Annotated in this window: 21 protein-coding genes, 1 tRNA gene and 1 riboswitch; of the genes, 11 read left to right on the top strand and 11 right to left on the bottom strand. The window is 38.1% G+C overall.

Going from position 1 to position 21,813, the window contains the following annotated elements; genetic code table 11:
* The first annotated feature begins 316 nt into the window (after nt 1-316).
* On the top strand, nt 317-463 hold the full coding sequence (locus RM541_RS13745; RefSeq protein ID WP_311500712.1) for a transposase: 147 nt from the start codon (nt 317-319) through the stop codon (nt 461-463).
* Between the two features lie 85 nt (nt 464-548).
* Here RM541_RS13745 and RM541_RS13740 read toward each other — a convergent pair.
* A tRNA-Arg gene (locus RM541_RS13740) sits at nt 549-625 on the bottom strand.
* Between the two features lie 141 nt (nt 626-766).
* Nucleotides 767-1,030, bottom strand: coding sequence for a hypothetical protein (locus RM541_RS13735; protein WP_311500711.1), 264 nt, complete (start codon nt 1,028-1,030; stop codon nt 767-769).
* 258 nt (nt 1,031-1,288) lie between these two features.
* Between RM541_RS13735 and RM541_RS13730 the strand changes: the two genes are divergently transcribed.
* Nucleotides 1,289-2,260, top strand: coding sequence for a type I phosphomannose isomerase catalytic subunit (locus RM541_RS13730; protein WP_311500710.1), 972 nt, complete (start codon nt 1,289-1,291; stop codon nt 2,258-2,260).
* A gap of 583 nt (nt 2,261-2,843) precedes the next feature.
* Here the strand turns inward: RM541_RS13730 and mgrA are convergent.
* From mgrA to RM541_RS13710, 4 genes are all read right to left on the bottom strand, one after another.
* Entirely contained in the window at nt 2,844-3,842 is a 999-nt protein-coding gene (gene mgrA / locus RM541_RS13725; protein WP_311500709.1) for an L-glyceraldehyde 3-phosphate reductase, read from the bottom strand.
* Between the two features lie 231 nt (nt 3,843-4,073).
* Complete coding sequence (gene deoD, locus RM541_RS13720) at nt 4,074-4,775, bottom strand: purine-nucleoside phosphorylase (RefSeq protein WP_311500708.1); 702 nt, start codon at nt 4,773-4,775, stop codon at nt 4,074-4,076.
* A 3-nt stretch (nt 4,776-4,778) separates the two neighbouring features.
* The gene (gene deoC, locus RM541_RS13715) at nt 4,779-5,417 is read right to left on the bottom strand and encodes a deoxyribose-phosphate aldolase (protein WP_311500707.1); all 639 of its coding nucleotides are present in this window, start codon (nt 5,415-5,417) and stop codon (nt 4,779-4,781) included.
* A gap of 59 nt (nt 5,418-5,476) precedes the next feature.
* Nucleotides 5,477-5,698, bottom strand: coding sequence for a hypothetical protein (locus RM541_RS13710; RefSeq protein ID WP_311500706.1), 222 nt, complete (start codon nt 5,696-5,698; stop codon nt 5,477-5,479).
* Nucleotides 5,699-5,885: 187 nt separating this feature from the next.
* Between RM541_RS13710 and RM541_RS13705 the strand changes: the two genes are divergently transcribed.
* Nucleotides 5,886-6,017 (top strand): hypothetical protein, encoded by a 132-nt coding sequence (locus tag RM541_RS13705; RefSeq protein WP_311500705.1) that lies wholly within the window; start codon nt 5,886-5,888, stop codon nt 6,015-6,017.
* Between the two features lie 42 nt (nt 6,018-6,059).
* On the opposite strand, the gene RM541_RS13700 is transcribed toward RM541_RS13705, so the two are convergent.
* On the bottom strand, nt 6,060-6,992 hold the full coding sequence (locus RM541_RS13700) for a diacylglycerol/lipid kinase family protein (RefSeq protein WP_311500704.1): 933 nt from the start codon (nt 6,990-6,992) through the stop codon (nt 6,060-6,062).
* Nucleotides 6,993-7,214: 222 nt separating this feature from the next.
* Here RM541_RS13700 and surE point away from each other — a divergent pair, with 222 nt between their 5' ends.
* From surE to RM541_RS13675, 5 genes are all read left to right on the top strand, one after another.
* Nucleotides 7,215-7,946 carry a 5'/3'-nucleotidase SurE gene (gene surE, locus RM541_RS13695; protein ID WP_311500703.1) on the top strand — a complete coding sequence of 244 codons (732 nt, stop codon included), beginning with the start codon at nt 7,215-7,217 and terminating at the stop codon, nt 7,944-7,946.
* Between the two features lie 303 nt (nt 7,947-8,249).
* Nucleotides 8,250-8,567 carry a DUF6660 family protein gene (locus RM541_RS13690; protein ID WP_311500702.1) on the top strand — a complete coding sequence of 106 codons (318 nt, stop codon included), beginning with the start codon at nt 8,250-8,252 and terminating at the stop codon, nt 8,565-8,567.
* Between the two features lie 84 nt (nt 8,568-8,651).
* The gene (locus RM541_RS13685; protein WP_311500701.1) at nt 8,652-12,992 is read left to right on the top strand and encodes a CusA/CzcA family heavy metal efflux RND transporter; all 4,341 of its coding nucleotides are present in this window, start codon (nt 8,652-8,654) and stop codon (nt 12,990-12,992) included.
* An 11-nt stretch (nt 12,993-13,003) separates the two neighbouring features.
* Nucleotides 13,004-14,206, top strand: a complete 1,203-nt coding sequence (locus RM541_RS13680; RefSeq protein WP_311500700.1) for an efflux RND transporter periplasmic adaptor subunit — start codon at nt 13,004-13,006, stop codon at nt 14,204-14,206.
* Between the two features lie 23 nt (nt 14,207-14,229).
* The gene (locus tag RM541_RS13675; protein WP_311500699.1) at nt 14,230-14,859 is read left to right on the top strand and encodes a cation diffusion facilitator family transporter; all 630 of its coding nucleotides are present in this window, start codon (nt 14,230-14,232) and stop codon (nt 14,857-14,859) included.
* A 69-nt stretch (nt 14,860-14,928) separates the two neighbouring features.
* Here the strand turns inward: RM541_RS13675 and RM541_RS13670 are convergent, their stop codons facing one another.
* From RM541_RS13670 to RM541_RS13655, 4 genes are read right to left on the bottom strand one after another with little or no spacing between them, the layout of a single operon-like run.
* On the bottom strand, nt 14,929-15,219 hold the full coding sequence (locus RM541_RS13670; RefSeq protein ID WP_311500698.1) for a Trm112 family protein: 291 nt from the start codon (nt 15,217-15,219) through the stop codon (nt 14,929-14,931).
* Complete coding sequence (locus RM541_RS13665; protein ID WP_311500697.1) at nt 15,200-15,856, bottom strand: thiamine phosphate synthase; 657 nt, start codon at nt 15,854-15,856, stop codon at nt 15,200-15,202. The genes RM541_RS13670 and RM541_RS13665 overlap by 20 nt, the downstream gene beginning before the upstream one ends.
* On the bottom strand, nt 15,853-16,908 hold the full coding sequence (locus tag RM541_RS13660) for an AIR synthase family protein (protein WP_311500696.1): 1,056 nt from the start codon (nt 16,906-16,908) through the stop codon (nt 15,853-15,855). Before RM541_RS13660 ends, RM541_RS13665 begins: the two co-directional genes overlap by 4 nt.
* Nucleotides 16,908-17,630 carry a class I SAM-dependent methyltransferase gene (locus RM541_RS13655; RefSeq protein ID WP_311500695.1) on the bottom strand — a complete coding sequence of 241 codons (723 nt, stop codon included), beginning with the start codon at nt 17,628-17,630 and terminating at the stop codon, nt 16,908-16,910. Before RM541_RS13655 ends, RM541_RS13660 begins: the two co-directional genes overlap by 1 nt.
* A gap of 68 nt (nt 17,631-17,698) precedes the next feature.
* A riboswitch (TPP riboswitch) is annotated at nt 17,699-17,788 on the bottom strand.
* A gap of 210 nt (nt 17,789-17,998) precedes the next feature.
* Here RM541_RS13655 and RM541_RS13650 point away from each other — a divergent pair.
* The 3 genes from RM541_RS13650 to RM541_RS13640 all read left to right on the top strand — a co-directional run bounded on the left by RM541_RS13650 (nt 17,999) and on the right by RM541_RS13640 (nt 21,804).
* On the top strand, nt 17,999-19,120 hold the full coding sequence (locus RM541_RS13650) for an aldo/keto reductase (RefSeq protein ID WP_311500694.1): 1,122 nt from the start codon (nt 17,999-18,001) through the stop codon (nt 19,118-19,120).
* 1,006 nt (nt 19,121-20,126) lie between these two features.
* Complete coding sequence (locus tag RM541_RS13645; RefSeq protein ID WP_311500693.1) at nt 20,127-20,870, top strand: energy transducer TonB; 744 nt, start codon at nt 20,127-20,129, stop codon at nt 20,868-20,870.
* A gap of 154 nt (nt 20,871-21,024) precedes the next feature.
* The gene (locus RM541_RS13640) at nt 21,025-21,804 is read left to right on the top strand and encodes a universal stress protein (protein ID WP_311500692.1); all 780 of its coding nucleotides are present in this window, start codon (nt 21,025-21,027) and stop codon (nt 21,802-21,804) included.
* Nucleotides 21,805-21,813 lie beyond the last annotated feature (9 nt).

Below are 21,813 nucleotides of genomic sequence, written 5' to 3'. Positions count from 1 at the left end.
AGCTATATTAATCTCATCCAGCCGCAAGTGGTAATTTTTTCGATAAATTTCGGAAGTATGGTTGTTGGATATCTCGGATCGAATCGTGCCAGTGATTTAGACAGGTTACTACCAGGTCTTTCGGTTCAAATTGTGCCACTTTTAGTTTTAAATTGAGTCTATATCAGTTCGTTTTGTGCTACTTTGAAAGATCAATTAAATAATATTTATTCGTTTGAAAACAAGCGATATGGCCAATACACTTGATCCATTGGACTTGGAATAAATCATATTCTTACATCCCGGTGGATTTAGTAACCGTAAAATATTTTGGCCCTTGATAATCTTAAACTACTTCAAGAACAGAAGCACAAACACATTAGCAGAATCTTTGAATTCAAAAATAAAAGCATTTAGAGCCCAATTTAGAGGTGTAAAAAATGTGGAATTCTTCCTCTATAGATTGACTACAATTCTTGCATAAACACAACAATTAGGCTTGATCCGGTATTATCCCTAAATTGGCAGTGTTATTAAAAAACAAAACCCCTGGATTTCCAGAGGTTTCGTGGTGATCGCGCCAGGATTCGAACCTGGGACCGCCTGCTTAGAAGGCAGGTGCTCTATCCAGCTGAGCTACGCGACCGTTTTTGCGGTTGCAAATATAACCCTCTTTGCATAGAAAACAATGTTTTTTATTTAAAAAAATGTATCAGAATGAAATTTTTTTTATAAAAATCCGGAAGATCCTTATTATCAGGCAATAAAAAAGCGACTAAAGTAGCCGCTACAATTCCTGGATTAATTGCTGTTCCAGATATTGGGAATTTATGACCAGTTGGTTTACAAGGCTGGGATTTTGTTCTTCCTCTTTTACAATACGATTGAATAACGTATTGAAGCGCCTAATTAACTCTAAAGTCTTTAGGGGTAATTGGAAGAAATTTCCTTTAGCGTAGACCTCATCTACTAATATTTTTACAGAAGCAATTTGGTTATACTCTTCTTCTGTTGTTTGTATGTAATTGATTTCCTGAATCAAAGCTGACATGTTTATAGTCTTAGCTAAGCAGGTAGTAAATTGTAGATTTGGTGATGTAAATATATAGCTAATTTCCTATAAAGATAAAGAGGGGGAAAGATAATCTTTCAAATTCAACATTTTCTCGATGAATAGTATTTCTTCTATATACTACTATTTCTCTCAACCGAAAAATTGGGCTAGAAAGGTAAGTGCTCTAAAATCTTAATTTTTGCGGAAGCATATTAAAAACTATATTTGACTCACTAAACAATTCAAAAAATCACAATGTCAAATTACCCATTAAAGTTTACACCAATACTTAAGGAAAAGATTTGGGGTGGAAATAAGCTAAAGGATATTTTAAACAAACATTCTGTAGTTGAAAATCTAGGTGAGAGTTGGGAGATTTCTGGAGTGCAGGATAATGTTTCGGTTATTGAAAATGGTCCTTTACGAGGTACTTCTTTAAAAACACTTTTAGAAGAAAAAAAGGGGGAATTAGTTGGTGAAAAAATATATGAACAGTTTGGTAATGATTTTCCTTTACTTATAAAGTTTATTGACGCGAGGACAGAACTCTCAGTTCAATTGCACCCTAACGACAGGCTTGCAAAGAAGCGTCATAATTCTTTTGGTAAAACCGAAATGTGGTATATCATGCAGGGCGATGATAATGCCAAAATAAATGTTGGCTTTAAAGAAACTATCAGTAGGGATGACTATTTGCAGGCTCTTGAAGCTGGTGAAATTACAAAGCTCCTAAATTTTGAGGAGGTGAAAAAAGGAGACAGTTTTTTTATAAATACAGGAAAGGTTCACGCTATAGGAGCCGGAGTTTTACTGGCTGAAATTCAGCAGACATCAGATATTACCTATAGAATATATGATTGGGATAGAAAGGATGCAGATGGTAACGGCCGGGAACTTCATACAGCCCTTGCCATAGATGCCATCGATTTCGAAAGAAAAGATGATTTTAAGCTTAGCTACGAAAAAAAAATTAATCAGTCTTCTAATATTGCGCGGTGTCAATATTTTACAACCAATTTTCTTCCGGTGAAGGGGAAGGTAAAGAAGGATTATTCAGAATTGGATTCGTTTGTAATTTACATGTGTGTGAGCGGCGAAGCCGAAATAAGTATTAACGGCAACTCCGAAAATATTAAGCAGGGGCAAACAGTTTTAATTCCGGCAAAAATTCAGAAAGTGGATATCCAGGGAGAAAATTGTGAGCTTTTAGAAGTCAGTATCAATTAATCTAAATCCTTTAAATTCAACCGTAGATTTCCGCAAAAAGTAATTCACTGAAAGTAATTTCTTGTCCTTACTTCAGCTTAAAAGGATGCTCCTAAATGGCAATTATCGAACTTCAGTTTCACCACAAACACGAATAGTTTTTAACCACTTACGTAGATTGTTCTTCAGGAAGCGATCTTTCCTCTCTTCACTTTCCTCTATTTAAGATGGAGGCTCCTAAATGGCAATTATCGAATTTCAGTTTCACCGCAGATACACGAATAATTTTTAAGTTGCGCAAAAGGTCTTTCAGCAAAGTTCTTTCGTCTCTTCACTTTCCACTATTTAAGATGAAGTCTCCAAAATGGCAATTATCGAACTTCAATTTCACCGCAAACACGAATAATTTTTAACTACTTACGTAGGTAGATTGTTTTTCAGGAAGCGATCTTTCCTCTCTTCATTTTCCTCTATTTAAGATGGAGGCTCCTAAATGCCAAATATTGAAACTCAGTAGTCTTCCATGAATATAAGAACAATTTCTTAATGTCCTTATATGGTCTTTCAGCTAAGTTTCTCTCTTCACTTTCCACTACAAATGGTCTTAATCCTTGTTAAGAATTTTTTCAATTTTCTGCAGTTCGTCTTCAGTAAAATTTAAATTACCAAGAGCAGCAATATTATCTTCTAATTGAGAAACTTTACTAACGCCGACTAAAACCGAAGTCACCCTCTCATCTTTTAATAGCCATGCTACTGCCATTTGGGCCAGACTTTGATTTCTGGATTCGGCGATTTTATTCAATTTCTGAACCTGATCTACCACTTCTGGTGTAATTTGGGATTCGTCTAAATAGCTGCCTTTAGTTGCTGCGCGGGAATCTTCTGGAATTCCGTTGAGATATTTTGACGTTAATATTCCCTGTTCCAGTGGTGAAAATACAATGCTTCCAATTCCTTCACGTTCTAATGTATTTAGTAATCCATCTTCCACCCAGCGATCCATCATATTATAACGCGGCTGGTGAATAAGAAATGGAGTTCCCTGTTCCCTCAAAATTTCTGCAGCCCTGGCAGTGTCTTTTGAAGAGTACTGCGAAATTCCAACATACAACGCTTTTCCCGATCTCACAATTTGGTCAAGCGCGCCCATGGTTTCTTCCAGCGGAGTGTCAGGGTCTGGCCTGTGGTGGTAAAAAATGTCGACATAATCCAATCCCATTCTTTTAAGGGACTGGTCGAGACTTGCAATAAGGTATTTTCTGGATCCAAAATTGCCATAAGGCCCGGGCCACATATCCCAGCCGGCTTTGGTAGAAATTATTAGCTCATCCCGATATTGCTTAAAATCTTCTTTAAAGATTTTTCCGAAATTTTTCTCGGCAGATCCGTATGGAGGTCCATAGTTATTGGCAAGGTCAAAATGGGTAATTCCGTTATCAAAAGCAGTTCGCAGAATATTCCTGGCGTTGTCAAAATCGTCATTATCACCGAAGTTGTGCCATAAGCCGAGGGAAAGAAGAGGAAGCAGAATTCCACTTTTTCCGCATCTTCGGTATTGCATATTTTCGTAACGGTCTTTGTTGGCAGTATATGTTTCCATAATTTTTTTTCTCCAGATTTGTTAGTTTAGAATATCTTCTACTTTAGCGTTTAAAATTCAAATAATAGAATTTCTTGATTTAAAATTACATTTTTTATGAGGTTTTTATTCCTTTTTCCTCCATAAAATATTCGATAATCCATTACAGTAAGATAAGGAAATCACCAGTACGGCATCTTGGTTCATTGAATTTGACAAAGTAAGAAATTGCCAATTTCATGGTACAACATTTTATTCCGCAGTATTAAGAGCGATTTTAATCATCCGGGAAAAGGATTTTTCCCTGTCTGCAGAGGTCAAACTTTCTTTTGTGATGAGCGAATCAGAAATTGTTAAGATCGAAAGTGCAGAAACCCCATGTTGTGCTGCTACGGTATAAATTCCGGCGGTTTCCATTTCTACACAGAGGATGTTGAATTTTGCCCATTTTCGATATTCATGTTCATCTTCTTCGTAAAAAGCATCTGAAGAAAGTATATTTCCCGCATGTACCGGAATATTTTCTGAATCTGCAAAACTTGCTGCTTTCATAAAAAGTTTAAAATCTGCCGTAGGGGAGAAGTGTGCTCCCGGAAACCTTGCGGTATTAATGCCCGAAGTTGAAGACGCAGCCATGGCAATCACGACATCGTTAATTTTTACTTTTTCCTGGTAAGATCCTGCTGAACCAACGCGGATAAGGTTTTTTACTCCAAACTCATTTATAAGTTCATGGCAGTAGATAAGCGTAGAGGGAATTCCCATTCCCGTACCCTGTACAGAAATCTTCTTTCCCTGAAAAGTGCCGGTGTACCCCAGCATTCCCCGTACGTTATTGTATTGAACTGCATTTTCTAAAAATTCTTCGGCTATCCATTTAGCTCTTAATGGATCTCCCGGTAAAAGAACAGTTTCTGCAATGTCTCCTTTTTTCGCATCTATGTGAATGCTCATATGTTATTGAATTATAGAAATTCCTGAAGAGGTGCCCAGTCTGGCTACTCCCATTTTAATATATTTTTCTGCTGTTTCGGTGTCTTTTATTCCGCCTGAAGCTTTTATCTGAAGCTCTTCTTTTACGACAGACTTCATCAACTTTACATCATCAAAACTGGCTCCTGAAGTTCCAAAACCTGTAGAGGTTTTTACAAAATTGGCTTTTGCCCGCAGCGCACATTCACATGCCGCAATTTTTTCTTCTTCGGAAAGATAACAGGTTTCAATAATTACCTTCAGAATTTTTCTTCCAATTGCCTTTTTTATAAGTGCAATTTCATTTTCCACTAATTCGATATTTCCAGCTTTTAATTGGCCTATGTTTATGACCATATCAATTTCATCGGCACCATTGGCAATACACTGTTCAGCTTCAAAAACCTTTGAATTCATATCCATTGCACCTAAAGGAAATCCAACCACCGCAGCGAGTTTAATTTCAGAAGTTTTAAGTTCTTCATAAGCCAGCTTCACGTAACAACTGTTAATACATATTGCATAGAATTGATGTGCTATGGCTTCAGAACATAATTTCTTTATGTCCCCGGGTGTTGCTGTTGGTTTTAGGTTGGTATGATCGATAAATTTGTTAAGCTGCATTAATGGTATTTTTGCTGCAATTTAATAAAATAGGTGCTTTCTTCTTTTAAGCCCCATGCTTATTTATCCTCAATGGGATAATCTTCGTACCAGTCATTAAACGTTTTTTCTGTGGAATATTTGTCTGTTAAGACTTTATAGACAGTAAAAATAAATATTGCCTGACCTGCACAGGTTAAATAAAAAACTATTGGAAAATCGACGTTATAAAAGGACATAACGGTAAGTCCCACGAGTATAATTGTGGTTATAGTTAGTAAGATAATAGCTGTAATTTTCATTTTTTTTCTTTTTAAATTACAATATTTAGATGGCGAAAGCTCTTTAAGGTTTAGCTAAAATGAACGTCGGATTCTTTTTAGTAAAAAAAAAGTGGAGGATGAAAATTGCCATTTTGGACATAGTGCCTGAAATGTCAATTTTCGGCAAAGAATGGTCAGTTTGGCTCTTCTTCAATTAAGTTATACTATGGAAAAGGATATAATAACAATTTGTTTCGGAGAGATTTTGTGGAATGTGTTTCCTGATGAGGAACGGATTAACGCCGCACCGCTTAATGTCGCTTCATGTATGGGCACTCCGGAATTTAAACCGGAATGATTAGCAGATTAGTATCATAAAAACCTCAAATAGGCAAAATAATTACTGATGCTGGTTAGATTCATTTGGAACATCAGTAAAAAACTTAAAATATTCCGGGGCTAATTGGATTTCGTATTTTCTTCCGAGGTAATCAGAAATAAGATTATCATCAATATGAAGACGGGAACCGCTCCAATTTAAATTCACTTTTTGTACCGGCAAGACAGTCACAATTTTTTCCAGGTCTTCTTTCCGGGCTTCATTTTTCAGAAGTTTGATGATATAAGTTTCCAGTTCTTCCCTCTTTTCTTTTGGAATTAGGACCAGGTCAAAATGATCGTCTGCGGGATGAGCGTTGGGAGCCAGGGCAAAATTCGGCCCAATGAGTTTAATATTCATCACTTCCACGAGCAGAAATTTGCCCTTTATTTCGAAACCGCTGGTTTTTATCTTTCCCTTTTTGGGTTTGTATTTTTTTACAATTTCAAGCAGTACTTCTAAGGTTTGCTTCAGTTTTTTCTCCGGATCATCAGGTGAGTCTTTCTTTTTCATTTCTGAAATTAACTTTGGGAAAATTCCGAAGCCAAAACTTTCCAGGAAAAAATCCTTTTTTTCTGTACTTTTTATTTTTCCGTAGCTAAACCTCGTGGTTCTCCCGTCGAGATTTATCTCATGTTGCTCTTTATCCTGTGCAATATTGAGCTCCTTAGAAATATTATTTGCTGTCCCCAATGGCATTATATGAATGGGTATCTGGCTTGGGGAATGTTTCTTCTCAATCAGGGTTTTTGCCAGTTTTTTTACTGTACCATCACCGCCCGCCAGTAAAATAGCATCGGCATCTTCAGTCTTCAGCTGTTTGTTCCAAAAAATATTGTCGGTAGAAATATATTCTGCACGGTAACCTGATCGCTCTACGAGTTGTATCAATTCTTCTTTGCTGTGATTGCCGCTGCCAGCAGTGGGGTTATGTACTATATGGATTGTCTTCATACGCCGGTGTTTAGAACTAAAGTTAACTACAAATTCTTTGTGTGTAAGCAGATTAACGATAACTTATGATTTATGCAAAATATTGATATTGAGCCTTAAGAATATTTGTTATTCTACTGTTATAAGAAATATAAATTTTGCCGGTTTTTGGAAGAGAAGACGCGAAGGAAGCAGAGTTTTTGTAATTTATGTGGGTAGAGTTCAACCAAAAAATCAAAACATATGAAAATACTTGTAACGAACGACGACGGAATTTATAGTCCCGGTCTTTCCTGCCTGGCCCGTGCAGCAGCTAAATATGGAGAAGTAATAGTTATGGCTCCAGATGTGGAACAGTCTTCTATGGGGCAGGCGATTACTTCTGGAAAACCTATTACCTACAAGAAATCACCTATTCACTTTGAAGGAATAGAAGCTTATCGTGTAAGCGGCACACCTGCCGATTGTGTGGCACTTGGCACCCACTTATTTGACAATATCGACCTGGTACTTTCCGGTGTTAACATAGGCGCAAATTTGGGAAATTCTGCATGGCATTCAGGTACGTTATCTGCGGCAAGGCAAGCAGTTCTGTTTGGTATCAGGGGAATAGCATTAAGTGTTTCAGTAGGAGAGGAGGAAACAGATTTTGAAGCACTGGAGCCTTTCGTTTCTGATGCGCTTAAAGAAGTTGTTTACGAAAAGGAACGTGAACTGTTAAACATTAATTTTCCACGATCTCCTGAAGGAGAAATTATTTGGACAAATCAGTCGGTTCGGCAATATGATGGTAAAGTGGTTGCAAACAAAGATCCCATGGGAAGACAGCATTACTGGTTTACTGTAGTACAAATCGAAAATGTTGAAGAAGGTACAGATCGATGGGCGGTAAGGCATGGTAAGACCAGTATCACTCCCATGATACTTGATCTTACAGATCATAATCATTTAAATGAAAGAAAGCAGAATAAGTAATCACATTTTTCTGAAGATAAATTTATTCAGTCTTGTAACGTTCGTGATAACAAATGCTTCGGGAGAAAAACTGAAGTTTTTGCGTGACCTTACAGGTCGAAAATTGCCATTTTAAGGGTCTCATCATTTTTTTAAGTTTAGAACCATTAATATCTATCCCGGATTTTGGTTGTGAAACAGCGGCTATACCGCAACTGCAAAAAATCTGTTGTAATCTGTATATAGCTCAAAATTTCCGATGCAAATCTGAATATATGTAGCTATAAACGATTGCTGTGGAAGATAATTTCTATATTTGTGTTTGTGAGAATAGCAGCATTAATATTATCTTTTTATTTTCTGGGCCTTAACTTTTTAAGTTGTGCAGATGAAGCTGAGCTTTCTTCTTCAGATGCTGAATTTTCTACTGAAAAACTTGCAGAAAGTGAAAATCCGAAGGAACCTTCAGAAGATTTGTGCCCTCCTTTTTGTCATTGTCATTGCTGCCATGTTCATGTTGTGAACTTACAATCCACAGAATTCGTAATTGTCGACTTCCAAATATCCACTCTTATTTCTACTAAATTGGAAGCTTCGGAAAAAGATTTTTCGAGTTCCCTTCTTCAGCCACCCCGTGTTTAATTCAGTTGTAGGATACGTATGTCCTGTCGCGAATGATCTTCTTTGATTATTCATTTTGAATTTACTGAATTAAATAATTACCAGATGTTAGACAAAATAATTGATTTTTCAATCAATAATAAATTTATAATTGGTCTGCTTACGCTTGTCCTTATTGGCACAGGAATATGGAGCATGACCAGCGTACCCATAGATGCGCAGCCGGATATTACCAATAACCAGGTACAGGTAATTTCCCAGGCTCCAAATTTGGGTACCGAAGATATTGAACAGTTCGTCACCTATCCCGTGGAAGTTGCCATGAGTAATCTTCCCGGAGTTCTAGAAATAAGATCTGTGTCCAGATTTGGTCTTTCTGTAGTGACCATTGTTTTTGAAGACGATATGGACACATACTTGCCAAGACAATTAGTAGGTGAGAAACTCCGTGCGGTTGAGGAAGAGATCCCTGAAGGTTTTGGATCTACTTTTATGGGGCCTATTTCTACAGGTTTAGGTGAAATTTATCAATACACACTAGAGGTAGACGAGCAGTACAAAGAAGAATATAGCCTTACGGAACTCCGCACGATTCAGGACTGGATCGTACGGCGGCAAATGGCGATGGTTCCCGGAGTGGTCGAAGTGAACGGAGTTGGCGGTCGTATTAAACAATACGAGGTAGCTGTTGATCCCGAGGAACTAAGGGCGATCGGACTGAGCATTTCAGATATTTTCACTGCACTTGAAAATAACAATCAAAACACCGGAGGCGCCTATATAGAACGTAACCACCAGGCAAATTTCATTCGTGGAGAAGGATTGGCGAGAAGCGTGGCAGACATAGAAAACATCGTGGTAAAAAACTCCGGAGGAGTGCCTGTAACAATTAAGGACCTAGCAACAGTGCAAACCGGAAGTGCTGTGAGTTATGGTGCTCTTACAAAAAATGGACAGGGGGAAGCAGTAGGCGGAATGATAATGATGCTTAAAGGAGCTAATTCTGACGAAGTTATTGAAAATGTAAAAACCAGGATAGACCAAATACAGAAATCCCTGCCTGTTGGCGTGTCAATAAAGCCTTTTCTTGACAGGAGTGAGCTAATTGCGGAAACCACAGGAACCATTACAGAAAACCTCATGATTGGTGGTCTTATTGTAATTTTTGTACTGGTTTTATTCCTGGGGAACTGGAGAGGCGGCTTGATCGTAGCATCTACAATTCCGTTATCCCTGTTGTTTGCTTTTATTCTAATGAATGTTTTTGATGTTTGGGCAAATTTAATGAGCCTGGGCGCTATTGATTTTGGGATAATTGTAGACGGTGCCGTTATTATTGTAGAAAGTACGGTGTTTTTGATCTATCAAAGGATTAGGAATAAAGAGAAGCTATCTCAGGAGGAAAAGGATGAAATTGCTTCGGGTTCTGCAAAGAAGATGATGAATTCAGCATTTTTCGGTCAGTTGATCATACTTATTGTTTTCCTGCCAATCCTGGCGCTGGAAGGAATAGAAGGAAAAATGTTCAAGCCTATGGCACTTACATTTATTTTTGCGATGCTGGGAGCAATGATTCTTTGCCTTACGTATGTTCCCATGATTTCGGCGTTGTTCCTTAAAGCTCCTAAGACAGAAAGAAAATCCTGGGGCGACAAATTTGTTCTTTGGCTGGAAAATAAATATGAACCTCTTCTCAAAAAATCTTTAAGCAGAGCAAAGGTTGTTTTAGGTGCTGGAATAGCTCTTTTTGCGCTTGCTGTATTTCTCTTTATAAGAATGGGAGGAGAATTTGTGCCACAGCTGGATGAGGGTGATATTGCTTTTCATATCATAATGAAACCCGGTAGCTCTTTAACTGAAGGAACAGAAACAGCGACTAAGATAGAAAACCTTCTGCTAAGTGAATATCCTGAAATTGAGCAGATTGTTAGTAGATTCGGAGTTTCTGATGTTCCGACAGATCCTATGCCCATGGATATGGCGGATTGTTTTATAATTCTTAAGCCCCGCTCAGAATGGGTTTCCGCTGAAACAAAAGACGAGCTGATAAATAAAATAAAGGAAACTTTAAATATTATTCCCGGAGTAAGCTATGAATTTACCCAGCCTGTAGAGATGCGATTTAATGAATTACTTACGGGCGTTCGGGAAGATGTTGCTATAAAATTATATGGTGAAGATCTTGAAATTCTTGCAGATAAAGCTGAAGAAATGGGAGGTATTATTTCTACAATAAGTGGAGTTGCAGATATGAAGGTAGAAGCAACTGCAGGACTTCCTCAAATCACTGTAAACTATAACAGAAATAAAGTTGCACAATATGGCTTACAAATAGATAACCTGAACTCTCTCGTGCAGTCCGCTTTCGCCGGAGGAAAAGCCGGGGTTATTTTTGAAGGAGAGCGAAGATTCGACCTGGTGGTAAGATTGGATGAAGCGCACAGGACAAATATCGATAACCTTCGAAACCTGTATGTCGCATTACCTTCAGGAAATCAAATTCCGCTTAGGGAGATAGCAGATGTAAACTATCAGCCTGGGCCAATGCAAATAAGCAGGGACAACACAAACAGAAGAATTAATGTGGGGGTAAACATCAGGAATCGTGATGTGAAATCTGTAGTAGAGGATATTCAGACAAAGCTAGATTCTGAATTTGATCTGCCAGCGGGGTATTATATCCGCTACGGTGGTGCTTTTGAGAACCTGGAGCGGGCAAGTAGCCGACTACAGGCGGTAGTGCCAATTGCACTGTTGCTGATCTTCATTTTAATTTATTTCGCTTTAAAATCTTTTAAACAGACTACCATGATTTATGTCGCTATTCCGTTGGCGGCTATCGGCGGGGTTTATGCACTGTGGTTGCGGGATATGCCTTTTAGCATTTCTGCCGGAGTTGGGTTTATTGTCTTATTTGGAGTAGCTGTACTTAACGGACTTGTATTAATCAGCGGACTCAATGAATTAAAAGAAGAAGGAGTCACCAACCTAACAGAGCGTATAAGTCGTGGTACCCGCAGAAGAATCCTGCCAATCCTGCTCACCGCGCTTACAGATGTTCTGGGATTTTTACCAATGGCCATATCTTCATCGGCAGGAGCCGAAGTGCAACGGCCGTTGGCAACGGTGGTAATTGGCGGATTAATTACTTCTACTTTTCTAACACTGTTTATTCTGCCGATCCTTTATAAAATGGTAGAAGAACGTTCGACCGGAAGAAACTTTGTTGGGAAACCCATGATTGCCATTATAGTTTTGGCTGTTGTATGTCTTGTTCCTGAAATTATGAACGCGCAGGAAAGGGAAAATTTTTCCGTCGTAACAATGGCTGAAGCAGAAGAGCTTGCGATTAATAATTTTCCGTTATTAAAGAACAGGAAACTGGAGATTGAACAGCAGGAAGTTTTAAGAAAGTCGGCCTGGGATTTTGGGACTACACAGGTATTTACTGGTGGAGAAGAAATTACGAACGACCGTGGAGTTTATACCACGGTGGGCATCCAGCAACAGGGGATTGACGTTTTAGGCATTGCACCAAAACTTCGTTTGCAAAAGGAGCGGATCGCCCTGGCAGAAAAAGCCTTTACCTTATCTGAGTTACAGGTATCACTGGAGGTGAAATCTGCCTGGATAAATACGTTTGTGGCAAGAAAGAAGTACGCACTATTTTCAGAACTTGATTCTATTTATCGACGCTTTGAAAATGCTGTGTCTGTTCGTTATAAGGTAGAGGCCATTTCCCGTTTGGAAATGCTTACTGCAAAAAGTGAAGTTAGTGAAATCGTCATTCAAAAACAGCAGGCATATAGCGACTATGCTATCGCCCTCGAAAGGTTGAATCTGTGGTTGGGACAGGATCAGTTTTATACAGTTCCGGAGGAAATGGATTCTGAGTTTGTTTCTGAAGAAGAGCTCATATCAGAAAACCTTCAGGAGCATCCAAGATTGGAAATTTCCCGGAAAAATTTAGAGGTTGCAGAAGCAGCCCATGGAGCCGCCAGAGCAGTTTTACTTCCGAAGTTAAACCTTCAATATGGATTTCAGGAAATAAACGGTAATAGTGGATTTTACAGTTATCAGGCGGGACTATCTATTCCGTTTCTTTCGGGAGAAACTTATGGAAATGCACAGTCTGCGAAAATTGAAACGGAAATAGCAGCGCGCGCCGTAGCATTTGAAAAACAACAACTACAAGCAGATTTCACACAGGCACTTAAAAATTATCAAACCTGGCAGGCTTCCTGGCTTTATTACAGGGATGAAGCTTTACCATTAACTAGCGAGCAGCAGGAAGGTGCCCTGCTCGCCTTTAATGAAGGATCAATATCTTATTTGGCATTTATCGATATTCTCGAACAGGTTGTACAGGTGGAATTAAACGCTTTGGATTCCCTTCAGCAATACATGAGAGCATCTGCAACCCTTCAATTTTACTTAAACGATTAATAGTTATTAATATGAAAATAAAATCAATAAATAGTACCTTAATTTTGGCTCTTTTTGCTTTTACGATTTGCTTTTCGTGCAAAGATTCCGCAGATAAAAGTGAAGAAGTACATACTGAAGAACATTCTGAAGAAGAAGAGGGAGGTCATGCCGAAATGGAGGAGGCAATGCTTTCGCAAGCTCAGTTTGCAGCACTGGAGATGGATATTGACACGTTACAAAACCGCAATATGGCCGGTTTTGTGGAAGCTAACGGCCAGCTGGAAGTACCCCCGCAAAACGAAGCTTCGGTTACTACAGTAATTGGCGCGAACGTGGTCGACATCAGGATTATTGAAGGGGAAGAGGTGCAAAAAGGCCAAATTCTGGCTTACATTTCCCATCCCGATATCATAAAGATGCAAACAGATTTTCTGAATGCTTCAAATGAACTGAAATTTCAGGAAAAGGAGTTTGAAAGGCAACAGAAATTATACGAAGCCGGAGTAGGTTCAGGAGAAACTTTTCAACGAGCAGAAGCCCAATTTCAGAATGCAAAAGGCAGAGTACAGGGATTACAATCTCAGTTGAGACTGTTGAATTTAAATTCTGCTAATTTAGGAGAGGGAAACATTAATCAGCGAATTCCCGTTTTAAGTCCAATTTCAGGTACGGTGCAGGAAATTAACGTGAAAACCGGTCAATTTGTGGAAGCTCAAAAAGCGATGTTTGAAATCGTAAATACCAAAGATGTCCATGCAGATCTTATGGTTTTCGAACGGGATATTGCTAAAGTAAAAGTGGGTCAAAAAGTTGTGCTTACTCTGGAATCGCTAGAGGGAATGGAGCTTGATGCTGAAATTATCTCCATTAGCCAGTCCTTTGATCGGGAAAGAAAAGCTGTTCACGTACACGCTGAAATTAACAACAGACCTGAGAGTCTAATTCCGGGGATGTACGTTCGTGGAAGGATTTTAACAGAGGAATCATCAACTATTGCACTCCCTGAAGATGCTATTGGTAGGGATGGTGATAAGTTATATGCTTTTAAGGCAGAAAGAGAAGGTGAGGCGTGGAGCTTTCAACCTGTGCAAGTTACTTCCAGTTCTAGTAGTGGAGGCTGGGTTGCCGTGAATTTCCTCTCTCCTGTGGTGCCAGGTACAAAATTCGCATTTAACAATGCTTATTATTTAATGGCTGAAATGCAAAAAGGAGAAGGTGGCCACAGCCACTAAAGAACTTATAATAATCCTGCATTATGAAAGATAAGGAAAGGCAAAAGAACTTAAAAAAAGGAAGAAATATCCAGACCTTTAATATTATCTATGATAGTACCGAGGTTGTTGTTTCTTTAATCGCTGGCTTTTCTTCAGGAAGTTCTGCACTAATAGGTTGGGGATTGGACAGTGTTGTGGAAGTTATTTCCGGCAGTACGCTTTGGTGGCGTCTCAATGGAGAACTTAAGGACATAAGTGAGGAAAAGGTAAAGAAGAGAGAAAGATTAACTCTTTTTGTTATAGCTTCTTCCTTTCTGATAATTAGTATGTTTATAACATACGATTCTGTTACAAAATTAATTAATAGAGAAACCCCGGAGTGGACCACTCTGGGGCTGATTATCCTGCTGGTTTCCCTGGTTATAAACCCTCTCCTGATTTACTATAAGTATAAATACGGAAAGAAACTGAACAGCCAGGAGTTAATTGCAGATTCTAAAGATACTTTTGTTTGCCTGTACCAAACCATAGCAGTGCTGGGTGGATTATTGGCAGTGCACTTTCTTAACTGGTGGTGGGCCGATCCTGTCGCTGCACTTTTAATCGTGCCGTATGCTCTTAAAGAAGGCTGGGAAGCCTATAGTAATGGTAAAAAGGTTAAAACAGAATAAATTTAAAATTCCTTAAGTCTGGTGCCTAATTTGCCAATTATCGATCTGAAGTTTTAATTATTTTGAAGCTTACTCAATTTCCTTCACTTCATTATCAGGCAGGAGTCGGAAGTTCTCTATTTTCTTTCCTTTAAGGTGAGACTGATATTTTTCCAGAACCGGTTGTTCAAGCTTGAATTCCCTGTATTCATCAGGATTCATTATAGGAATTCCCTTTACCATGGGATAAATTCTGTTGCAGTTTTTGCACGTGAGGAAACCTTCAAGAATGTTTTCTTCAACATCTTTAGTGATTACTGTAAGTTTTAAATCCTTTTTGTCGAAAGGACAGCATAATTTATTAATCGTTGCTATTCTCATTTTTTATTCGCTTTAATTCTGATAAATATTCTCTGGTTGCCTGTTTCGGATTTTCGGAACTCATGATTCCCGAAACCACTGCAACACCTTCAAATTCTATACTCTCTAATTCTTTAATATTTTGATGCTGAATTCCTCCCGCAAGAAAAATGGGCATCGAGGTAATCTCTCTTGCTTTTCTGATGGTGTCAAACGAAACTAGTTCACAACTATTACTGGTTTGAGACGGAAAAATGGAACAAAATGAAACATAATCGAGCTTTTTCTCATCAGCCCAGGAAATTACTGAGAGATCATTGGTACAGGTTATTCCAAACATACAATCTGAACTTAAATCATTCTTTATGTATTCAAAATCTTCCGGAATAGCATCAAAATGTACTCCATCTGCATATGTAGATTGCATCAGGTGCCAATTGTTGTTCAAAAAAACCGGTACATTTCTGGAATGACACATATCACATATTCTGTTTACCAGTTTCACCCTGTCTCCAGAAGAAGAAAAGTTATCCCAGATTTGGACAATGGCTATTTCTTCTTCCAGTATCGTCTTCAATTTTGCAAATAATTCTTCGTTGTTCATGGAAGGATCCAGAACAAGATAAAGTCCACCTCGTAATTTGGCAATTTTCGTCATTTCCAGCCTGCATTAAATGCTTCAAAAAATGCTTTCCAGTATGGATCTTCAGAGGGGTAGGGGAGATCATAATTAACTCCATCCTCCATCAGCTTGATTCCTTCTTTTATATCCGTAATTTCCCCCGCAACTGTGCAGTCAATATCTTCCTTTTTTAGCCTTGCTATGACATTTTGTTCGCTTCCTTTTTTACAGGTGATAATCATGGAGCCTGCACCAATACTATAACGGGGATCAATGTGAAACAAGTCACAGATTTGTTTCTGTACGTCGCCTATAGGTAGCAATTCATTATAAATTTGAGCTCCATTACCAGATGCTTTGGCAAGTTCATAAATAGCTCCTAAAACACCTCCCTCGGTCACGTCATGCATTGCGGTGACATCCGTATGTTTTTTTTCTGTTCCGGCAGCCGTTAAAGCATCTTTAAGTGATGACGTTTGATAAAAATTTCTGCAGGCTTCTTCATGTACCTCTTTGCCAAGTTTATTTTTTATAATTTCCGGAAAACTCATTCCCAGAATGGAAGTAGAGGAGAGGGCACATTGTTTTGTCACCAGGATGACATCCTTCAGTTTTGCATTACTGGAAACCAGAATATCTTGTTTGGGAGCTATTGTAGAAAAAGTACCTCCTCCTGATATTGTGGAATTTTGACCCTCGACAAAACCAGTATGTCCGCCGGTAATGGCAACGCCTATATCCTTACAAAACCTGTGAATATACTCCCAGTAAATTTTAAAATCTTCTCTGGAAAAACTTGCAGGTAAATTCAGCACCATCTGGCCATACATTGGTGCAAATCCCGTTGTTGCCATGTCATTCGCCATTAAGTGTACAGATAACCAGGCAGATTCTTCCAGACCAAGTGAAGGGATTAACGAAAGCGGATCGCTGGTTGATGCCAAAGCGAGACCGTTTGGGAGATCCACAACTGATACATCTACACCAAATGCTGATCCAACGCTTACTTCTTTTCTTGAGCTTCCACAATTATTGAAAATAATCTTTTCAAAGGTTTCGTTCTGAATTTTTCCCAGTTCCTTACTCATTAGTCTACATCTTTAAATTGTACATAGAGGCCAAAGAAGTCTCCATAAGGAATTCCCCATTGTTGTACAGGAAACCATTTGGGCAGGCCGGTACAAGACCATTCTATAGTATATTCGCGGCCTTTTAATGCTTCATGAATTATTGCAGTTAACTTTGCCGGAGTATAAAAAGTTGCGGTAAGATAAAAAGGATTTTTACCGAAAATCTCCTGAATCCTTCTCCGGACGACCTTAGGAGAATTTCTATTCATCATTCCCATGGCTATACCGTATTTTCCGACTCTTGCCGCTTCCCGGATTACTTTTACGGGATCTTTATAATATTCGAAGGTGGTTATAAAAGCCAGCGAGTCAAAAGTATTATCCTTAAAAGGCATGTGATGAGAATCGGCCATAACCAGGTCTCCGTCAAATAAATTCACTGCCTGAGAAAGCATTAGCGGAGAAATATCCCCTCCGGTGGCCTCAATTCCTATTTCTTTCCACCATCTTGTAAAGCGGGTAGTTCCGCATCCAAATTCAAGTAAGGTTTCTACACGCGTATCTTTGGAAACAAGCTGTTCCATTACTTTCTTTTGCCAGACTTCAGCACGCTTATATCTTCCTTCATACCATTGCTCATAAGTATCGGTATGTTCACGGTTAAAAAACCATTCGGGTCTTTCCTGCCAATTCTGATGTGTTTTGGGAAGCAGTTGGAAGTTACTTTTCTCTATCTCCATTTTAATTTATTTAAATAAAAACTCCATTCTATGACTGGATAACCAGATAGAATGGAGTTTAAAATGGAAATATTTTAAAGCTGCATCCCTACGTTGGCATTATCCATATCAGGTAGCGGGTGTTATCTCAGCCTTTACAGGCACCCCGTGCAATAATTCCAAAGTTAATATTTATCTTTTGGAAATTCTTTTTTATTCCGGAGAGTTTTTTAAAAATGTGTTGACATTCCCTTTCCTTAATTTGAAGTTTTAAATGACCTTCAAGAAGTAATTTTGTGCCAGTGAAATAATTTTCCTATTTTCTTAATAGAGAATTTTTATAAGAAGCTATTTTGTAACTTAAAGATTATAATTTAAAGAATCATGTTATGTCTACAAGAAGAGATTTTATATATAAAACAATGCTTACTTCGGCTGCGACTGTGGCTGCACCTTCTACAGTTCTTGCTGCCAGATCGGGAATTACTTCCCCGTTAATAGATAAAAACAAATTGCGCGAAAAATTTAAACCAAAAATTAACTTCGGAATGGGTGGAGTAGGAGCCGGTAATGGTTTTCACGTTAATTCTGATGAAGAAATACGAAATACCATGGAAGCTGCATGGAATAACGGGGTAAGGCATTTTGATACCTCTCCCTGGTATGGCCTGGGAATTAGCGAAAGAAGAATGGGGAGCTTTCTCTTCAATAAACCCAGAGAAGAGTACATTTTGTCGAGTAAAATTGGACGAATCCTAAAACCTGCTCCAGGCTTTGATAAAAATCCCGGAATATGGAAAGGAAAGATGAATTTTGATTACGAGTACGACTATTCAGCTGAAGGAACACGGAAGTCGGTCGAGGATAGCCTGCACCGCATGGGAGTTTCATCGCTGGATATTGTCTATATTCATGACTTGTCTCCCGATAATGGCGACATGAAAGAAGATTGGGTAAAATACTTTGAAGTAGCCCGAAAAGGAGCGATGCCAGAACTTACTAAAATGAGGGAAGAAGGTCTTATTAAAGGTTGGGGTTTTGGTGTAAACACTATAGAACCTATTTTGAAAGCTATAGAGGTGAGCGATCCAGACATATTCCTCTCAGCGACCCAATATTCACTTATGAAGCATAAAGATGCTTTGAATAAGTTATTTCCGGTGTGTGAAAAAGAAGATATATCGCTAGTAATAGGTGCACCTTTAAATGCAGGTTTCCTTGCCGGCAAAGATCGCTACAACTATGGTAAAGGAATACCGGATGGTTTTCTAGAGAAGAGGGAGAAAATGACAACTATCGCACAAAATCATGGTGTGGATTTACGAAGTGCAGCTTTACAATTTTCTGCAGCACCTAAGGTTGTTGCTTCTGTAATTCCCGGGGCAAGTAAACCTTATCAATCCTCTGCCAACGCAAAATCGATGAGTGAGACTATTCCGGCAGACTTCTGGAAAGAATTAAAATCTGAAAACTTAATCGCCCAAAATGCACCGGAGCCAAAGACCGTATAGGCTTGATGTAAAAAAAAGGTGTAGACCAATAATTGTCAATTATCCGCATCTGTATGTTAGCAGACATCATAATTTATGTAACCTATGAGATTTTATTTTTAAACTCCAGGTCAAAATTTGCCAATTATCGAAGTTCGTCTAAAAACCGGATGATTTCATTGTTGAAAGAATATGTCTCTCTCTTTAAAAGAAGTCTGGAATTAAAATTTATCTTCATTTAAAGGATTTTTTATAAATGGCATTCCTTACTTTCTTCAGGATTTAGATGAAAATGAGATGTCTACAATAGCGCTAAAATAGAAACCTCTTCACTCATAATTTAAATGTAATGAGTGAAGAGGTTTCTTCTTTCCTCATAACAAAAGCATCCGTTATTACTTTAAGCCATTGCCGATAACTGGCAAATTTTGATGCTGACATTCTACTTGAGTTTATTTTCTTCAGTAAATTATAAAAGATTAAAGGTGGCCTTTGATCTGCCATAGATAAACTGAACAATATCATATTTCTTCATTTACCGAACGTAAAAATTAAAACCGATTTTATCTGAGATTGGGAGGTCTTCAAAAATGGCAATTATCGATACTCATTGTACCGAGGAACTATTTTTAAGTTAAAATTGTTTTGTTTCGTAAAATTACCATAAGAAGAAGAGGAAAAACTGACTAAAGTCATCTGCGGGAATATTTTAATTGTAGTCATTTCGAATTTAACGAGATGTGATTTTCAGCAAATTTTTTAAGAATTATAAAAGAGGAGGATCCTTCAGTTTGTTGCTTCAGTTCCTCCTGATAATAAACTTTTTCTTTTCATTCTTTTTCCTCTACAGATATTGGAATCATTCTAGAAATATCTCTCTTTTTTGCGCCAATAAATCCCTTGTTAGCTGATAATTATCATACTTCCATCTTCTTTAACTCAGTACTTTTAATAGAAATTATTAGAGGAACGATTAGCGGTAAAAAATTACAATAAATATCTATTTATAATTCTTAATTCTATTGTCATGGAAACCAAAAAAAATCCAAAAGTAGATCTTGACAGGGGAAGCGTAATTTTCTTTCAAATAGGGTTAATACTGATATTATCATCCACTTACTTTGCTATGGAATGGAAGTCCTATGAAAAGGAAGGTTTTGATAATATAAGGATAGAAGTTACACAAGAACTTCAGGAGGATATTCCTATAACCCAGATGAGCTCACCACCGCCACCACCACCTCCTCCGCCACCGGCAATTCCTGAAGTCATTACCATAATAGAGGATGAGCTGGATATAGAGGAGGATTTAATAACATCGACAGAAAGCAGCCAGGAAGACAAATTATTAAAAGTTGTTCAGGTCGTCGAAATTGATGAAGGCGAGGTAGAAGAGGTTGTTGAACAGGTACCTTTTGTACTGGTTGAACAGGTGCCCACTTATCCCGGATGTGAAGATGAAAAAGATAATGAGGCAAAGAAAATATGTTTAACAAAAAAAATAGATGATTTTATTCAACACAATTTTAATTCCTCTATTGGTGCAGAATTAGGCTTAAGTGGGATAAACAGAATTATTGTGATCTTCAAAATTGATGAGGTTGGTGATATTGTGGACATAAGATCAAGAGGGCCCCATAGGAGACTGGAAGATGAAGCCGAACGGGTAATTAAGTTACTGCCAAAAATGACTCCCGGCAGGCAACGGAATAAACCTGTTAAAGTGCAATACTCTTTGCCTATTGTTTTTGATATACGTGAGAAAGTATAGTGAATTATATGATTCCAAACTCAATCGTTTTCGGTATATTTATCTGAATATCAATATGCTAAAGACTGATAACTGTCATATTTTCTCCCTCAATTGAATGCTAAATTTATATCGAATTAAAGAAGCTTTTTATAAACTTTAAAACTAACCTGTCATGAAAAATGTGCTCATTCCCTTCAACTTCTCCAGAGCCTCCATAAATGCCCTGGATTATGCAATTGAATTTACAACCAAAGAACCCTCCATTTCCCTGTATCTTCTTTATATATACGAAGATGATATCAACCAGGAAGAAATTCAGAATAAACTGGCAAAAGTAATTTCAAAATACAGAGATCCTCTGGTTGCGAAAATAAAAACGATAGTACGTAAAGGGAAGTTAATTCCAAGCGTCTTGAATCTTCAGGAAGAATTGGGAATAGACCTGGTGCTAATGGGCACAAAAGGAGCTGAAATTGGTGAAGTTGGTATCGCAACAAGAACTTCTAAATTTGTAAAGGAAGCTAACCTGCCAGTTCTGGTCATTCCAGAAAAAGCCAGAAATTTTCAGTTAAAAAAAATTATTCTTACCCTGGGAAGAGAGAAAATAGCAGATAAAGACGCTCTATATACTTTGCTGGACGTTTCCCGAAGGTTTGGGGCGGAAGTTCATATTCTTACTATTAATAAAGATAAAACCTCGATAGGCTATTCTGAAGAGGATGAAAGCAATGAAAATACATTACAGTATTTTCTGGAAATGTTCTACTCTCATCGATCCTTTCTTGAGAATGAAGATATTGAAAAAGGGATAATGGAGTACCTGGATACGCATGAGGCAGATATGCTGGCGATAATGCCAAATACTCACCTGGAAAACGGTAATGCTTCCGAAGGAGAATTAACAAGGATTTTGACATTACACACCCAGACTCCATTGTTAGTACTTGATTAATAACCGGCA

Source organism: Autumnicola psychrophila (assembly GCF_031846645.1).
Classification (GTDB): domain Bacteria; phylum Bacteroidota; class Bacteroidia; order Flavobacteriales; family Flavobacteriaceae; genus Autumnicola; species Autumnicola psychrophila.
This window is presented reverse-complemented; position numbering and strand designations above follow the sequence as displayed.

Excerpts from the sequence above, each read along its gene's own strand:
- RM541_RS13640 (WP_311500692.1), top strand. The coding sequence starts at position 21,025 with ATGAAAAATGTGCTCATTCCCTTCAACTTCTCCAGAGCCTCCATAAAT.
- RM541_RS13705 (WP_311500705.1), top strand. The coding sequence starts at position 5,886 with ATGGAAAAGGATATAATAACAATTTGTTTCGGAGAGATTTTGTGGAAT.
- RM541_RS13655 (WP_311500695.1), bottom strand. The coding sequence starts at position 17,630 with ATGGAGATAGAGAAAAGTAACTTCCAACTGCTTCCCAAAACACATCAG.
- RM541_RS13645 (WP_311500693.1), top strand. The coding sequence starts at position 20,127 with ATGGAAACCAAAAAAAATCCAAAAGTAGATCTTGACAGGGGAAGCGTA.
- RM541_RS13665 (WP_311500697.1), bottom strand. The coding sequence starts at position 15,856 with ATGACGAAAATTGCCAAATTACGAGGTGGACTTTATCTTGTTCTGGAT.
- RM541_RS13700 (WP_311500704.1), bottom strand. The coding sequence starts at position 6,992 with ATGAAGACAATCCATATAGTACATAACCCCACTGCTGGCAGCGGCAAT.
- RM541_RS13680 (WP_311500700.1), top strand. The coding sequence starts at position 13,004 with ATGAAAATAAAATCAATAAATAGTACCTTAATTTTGGCTCTTTTTGCT.
- RM541_RS13660 (WP_311500696.1), bottom strand. The coding sequence starts at position 16,908 with ATGAGTAAGGAACTGGGAAAAATTCAGAACGAAACCTTTGAAAAGATT.
- RM541_RS13735 (WP_311500711.1), bottom strand. The coding sequence starts at position 1,030 with ATGTCAGCTTTGATTCAGGAAATCAATTACATACAAACAACAGAAGAA.
- RM541_RS13730 (WP_311500710.1), top strand. The coding sequence starts at position 1,289 with ATGTCAAATTACCCATTAAAGTTTACACCAATACTTAAGGAAAAGATT.
- deoD (WP_311500708.1), bottom strand. The coding sequence starts at position 4,775 with ATGAGCATTCACATAGATGCGAAAAAAGGAGACATTGCAGAAACTGTT.
- RM541_RS13650 (WP_311500694.1), top strand. The coding sequence starts at position 17,999 with ATGTCTACAAGAAGAGATTTTATATATAAAACAATGCTTACTTCGGCT.
- RM541_RS13685 (WP_311500701.1), top strand. The coding sequence starts at position 8,652 with ATGTTAGACAAAATAATTGATTTTTCAATCAATAATAAATTTATAATT.
- surE (WP_311500703.1), top strand. The coding sequence starts at position 7,215 with ATGAAAATACTTGTAACGAACGACGACGGAATTTATAGTCCCGGTCTT.
- deoC (WP_311500707.1), bottom strand. The coding sequence starts at position 5,417 with ATGCAGCTTAACAAATTTATCGATCATACCAACCTAAAACCAACAGCA.
- RM541_RS13675 (WP_311500699.1), top strand. The coding sequence starts at position 14,230 with ATGAAAGATAAGGAAAGGCAAAAGAACTTAAAAAAAGGAAGAAATATC.
- mgrA (WP_311500709.1), bottom strand. The coding sequence starts at position 3,842 with ATGGAAACATATACTGCCAACAAAGACCGTTACGAAAATATGCAATAC.
- RM541_RS13710 (WP_311500706.1), bottom strand. The coding sequence starts at position 5,698 with ATGAAAATTACAGCTATTATCTTACTAACTATAACCACAATTATACTC.
- RM541_RS13670 (WP_311500698.1), bottom strand. The coding sequence starts at position 15,219 with ATGAGAATAGCAACGATTAATAAATTATGCTGTCCTTTCGACAAAAAG.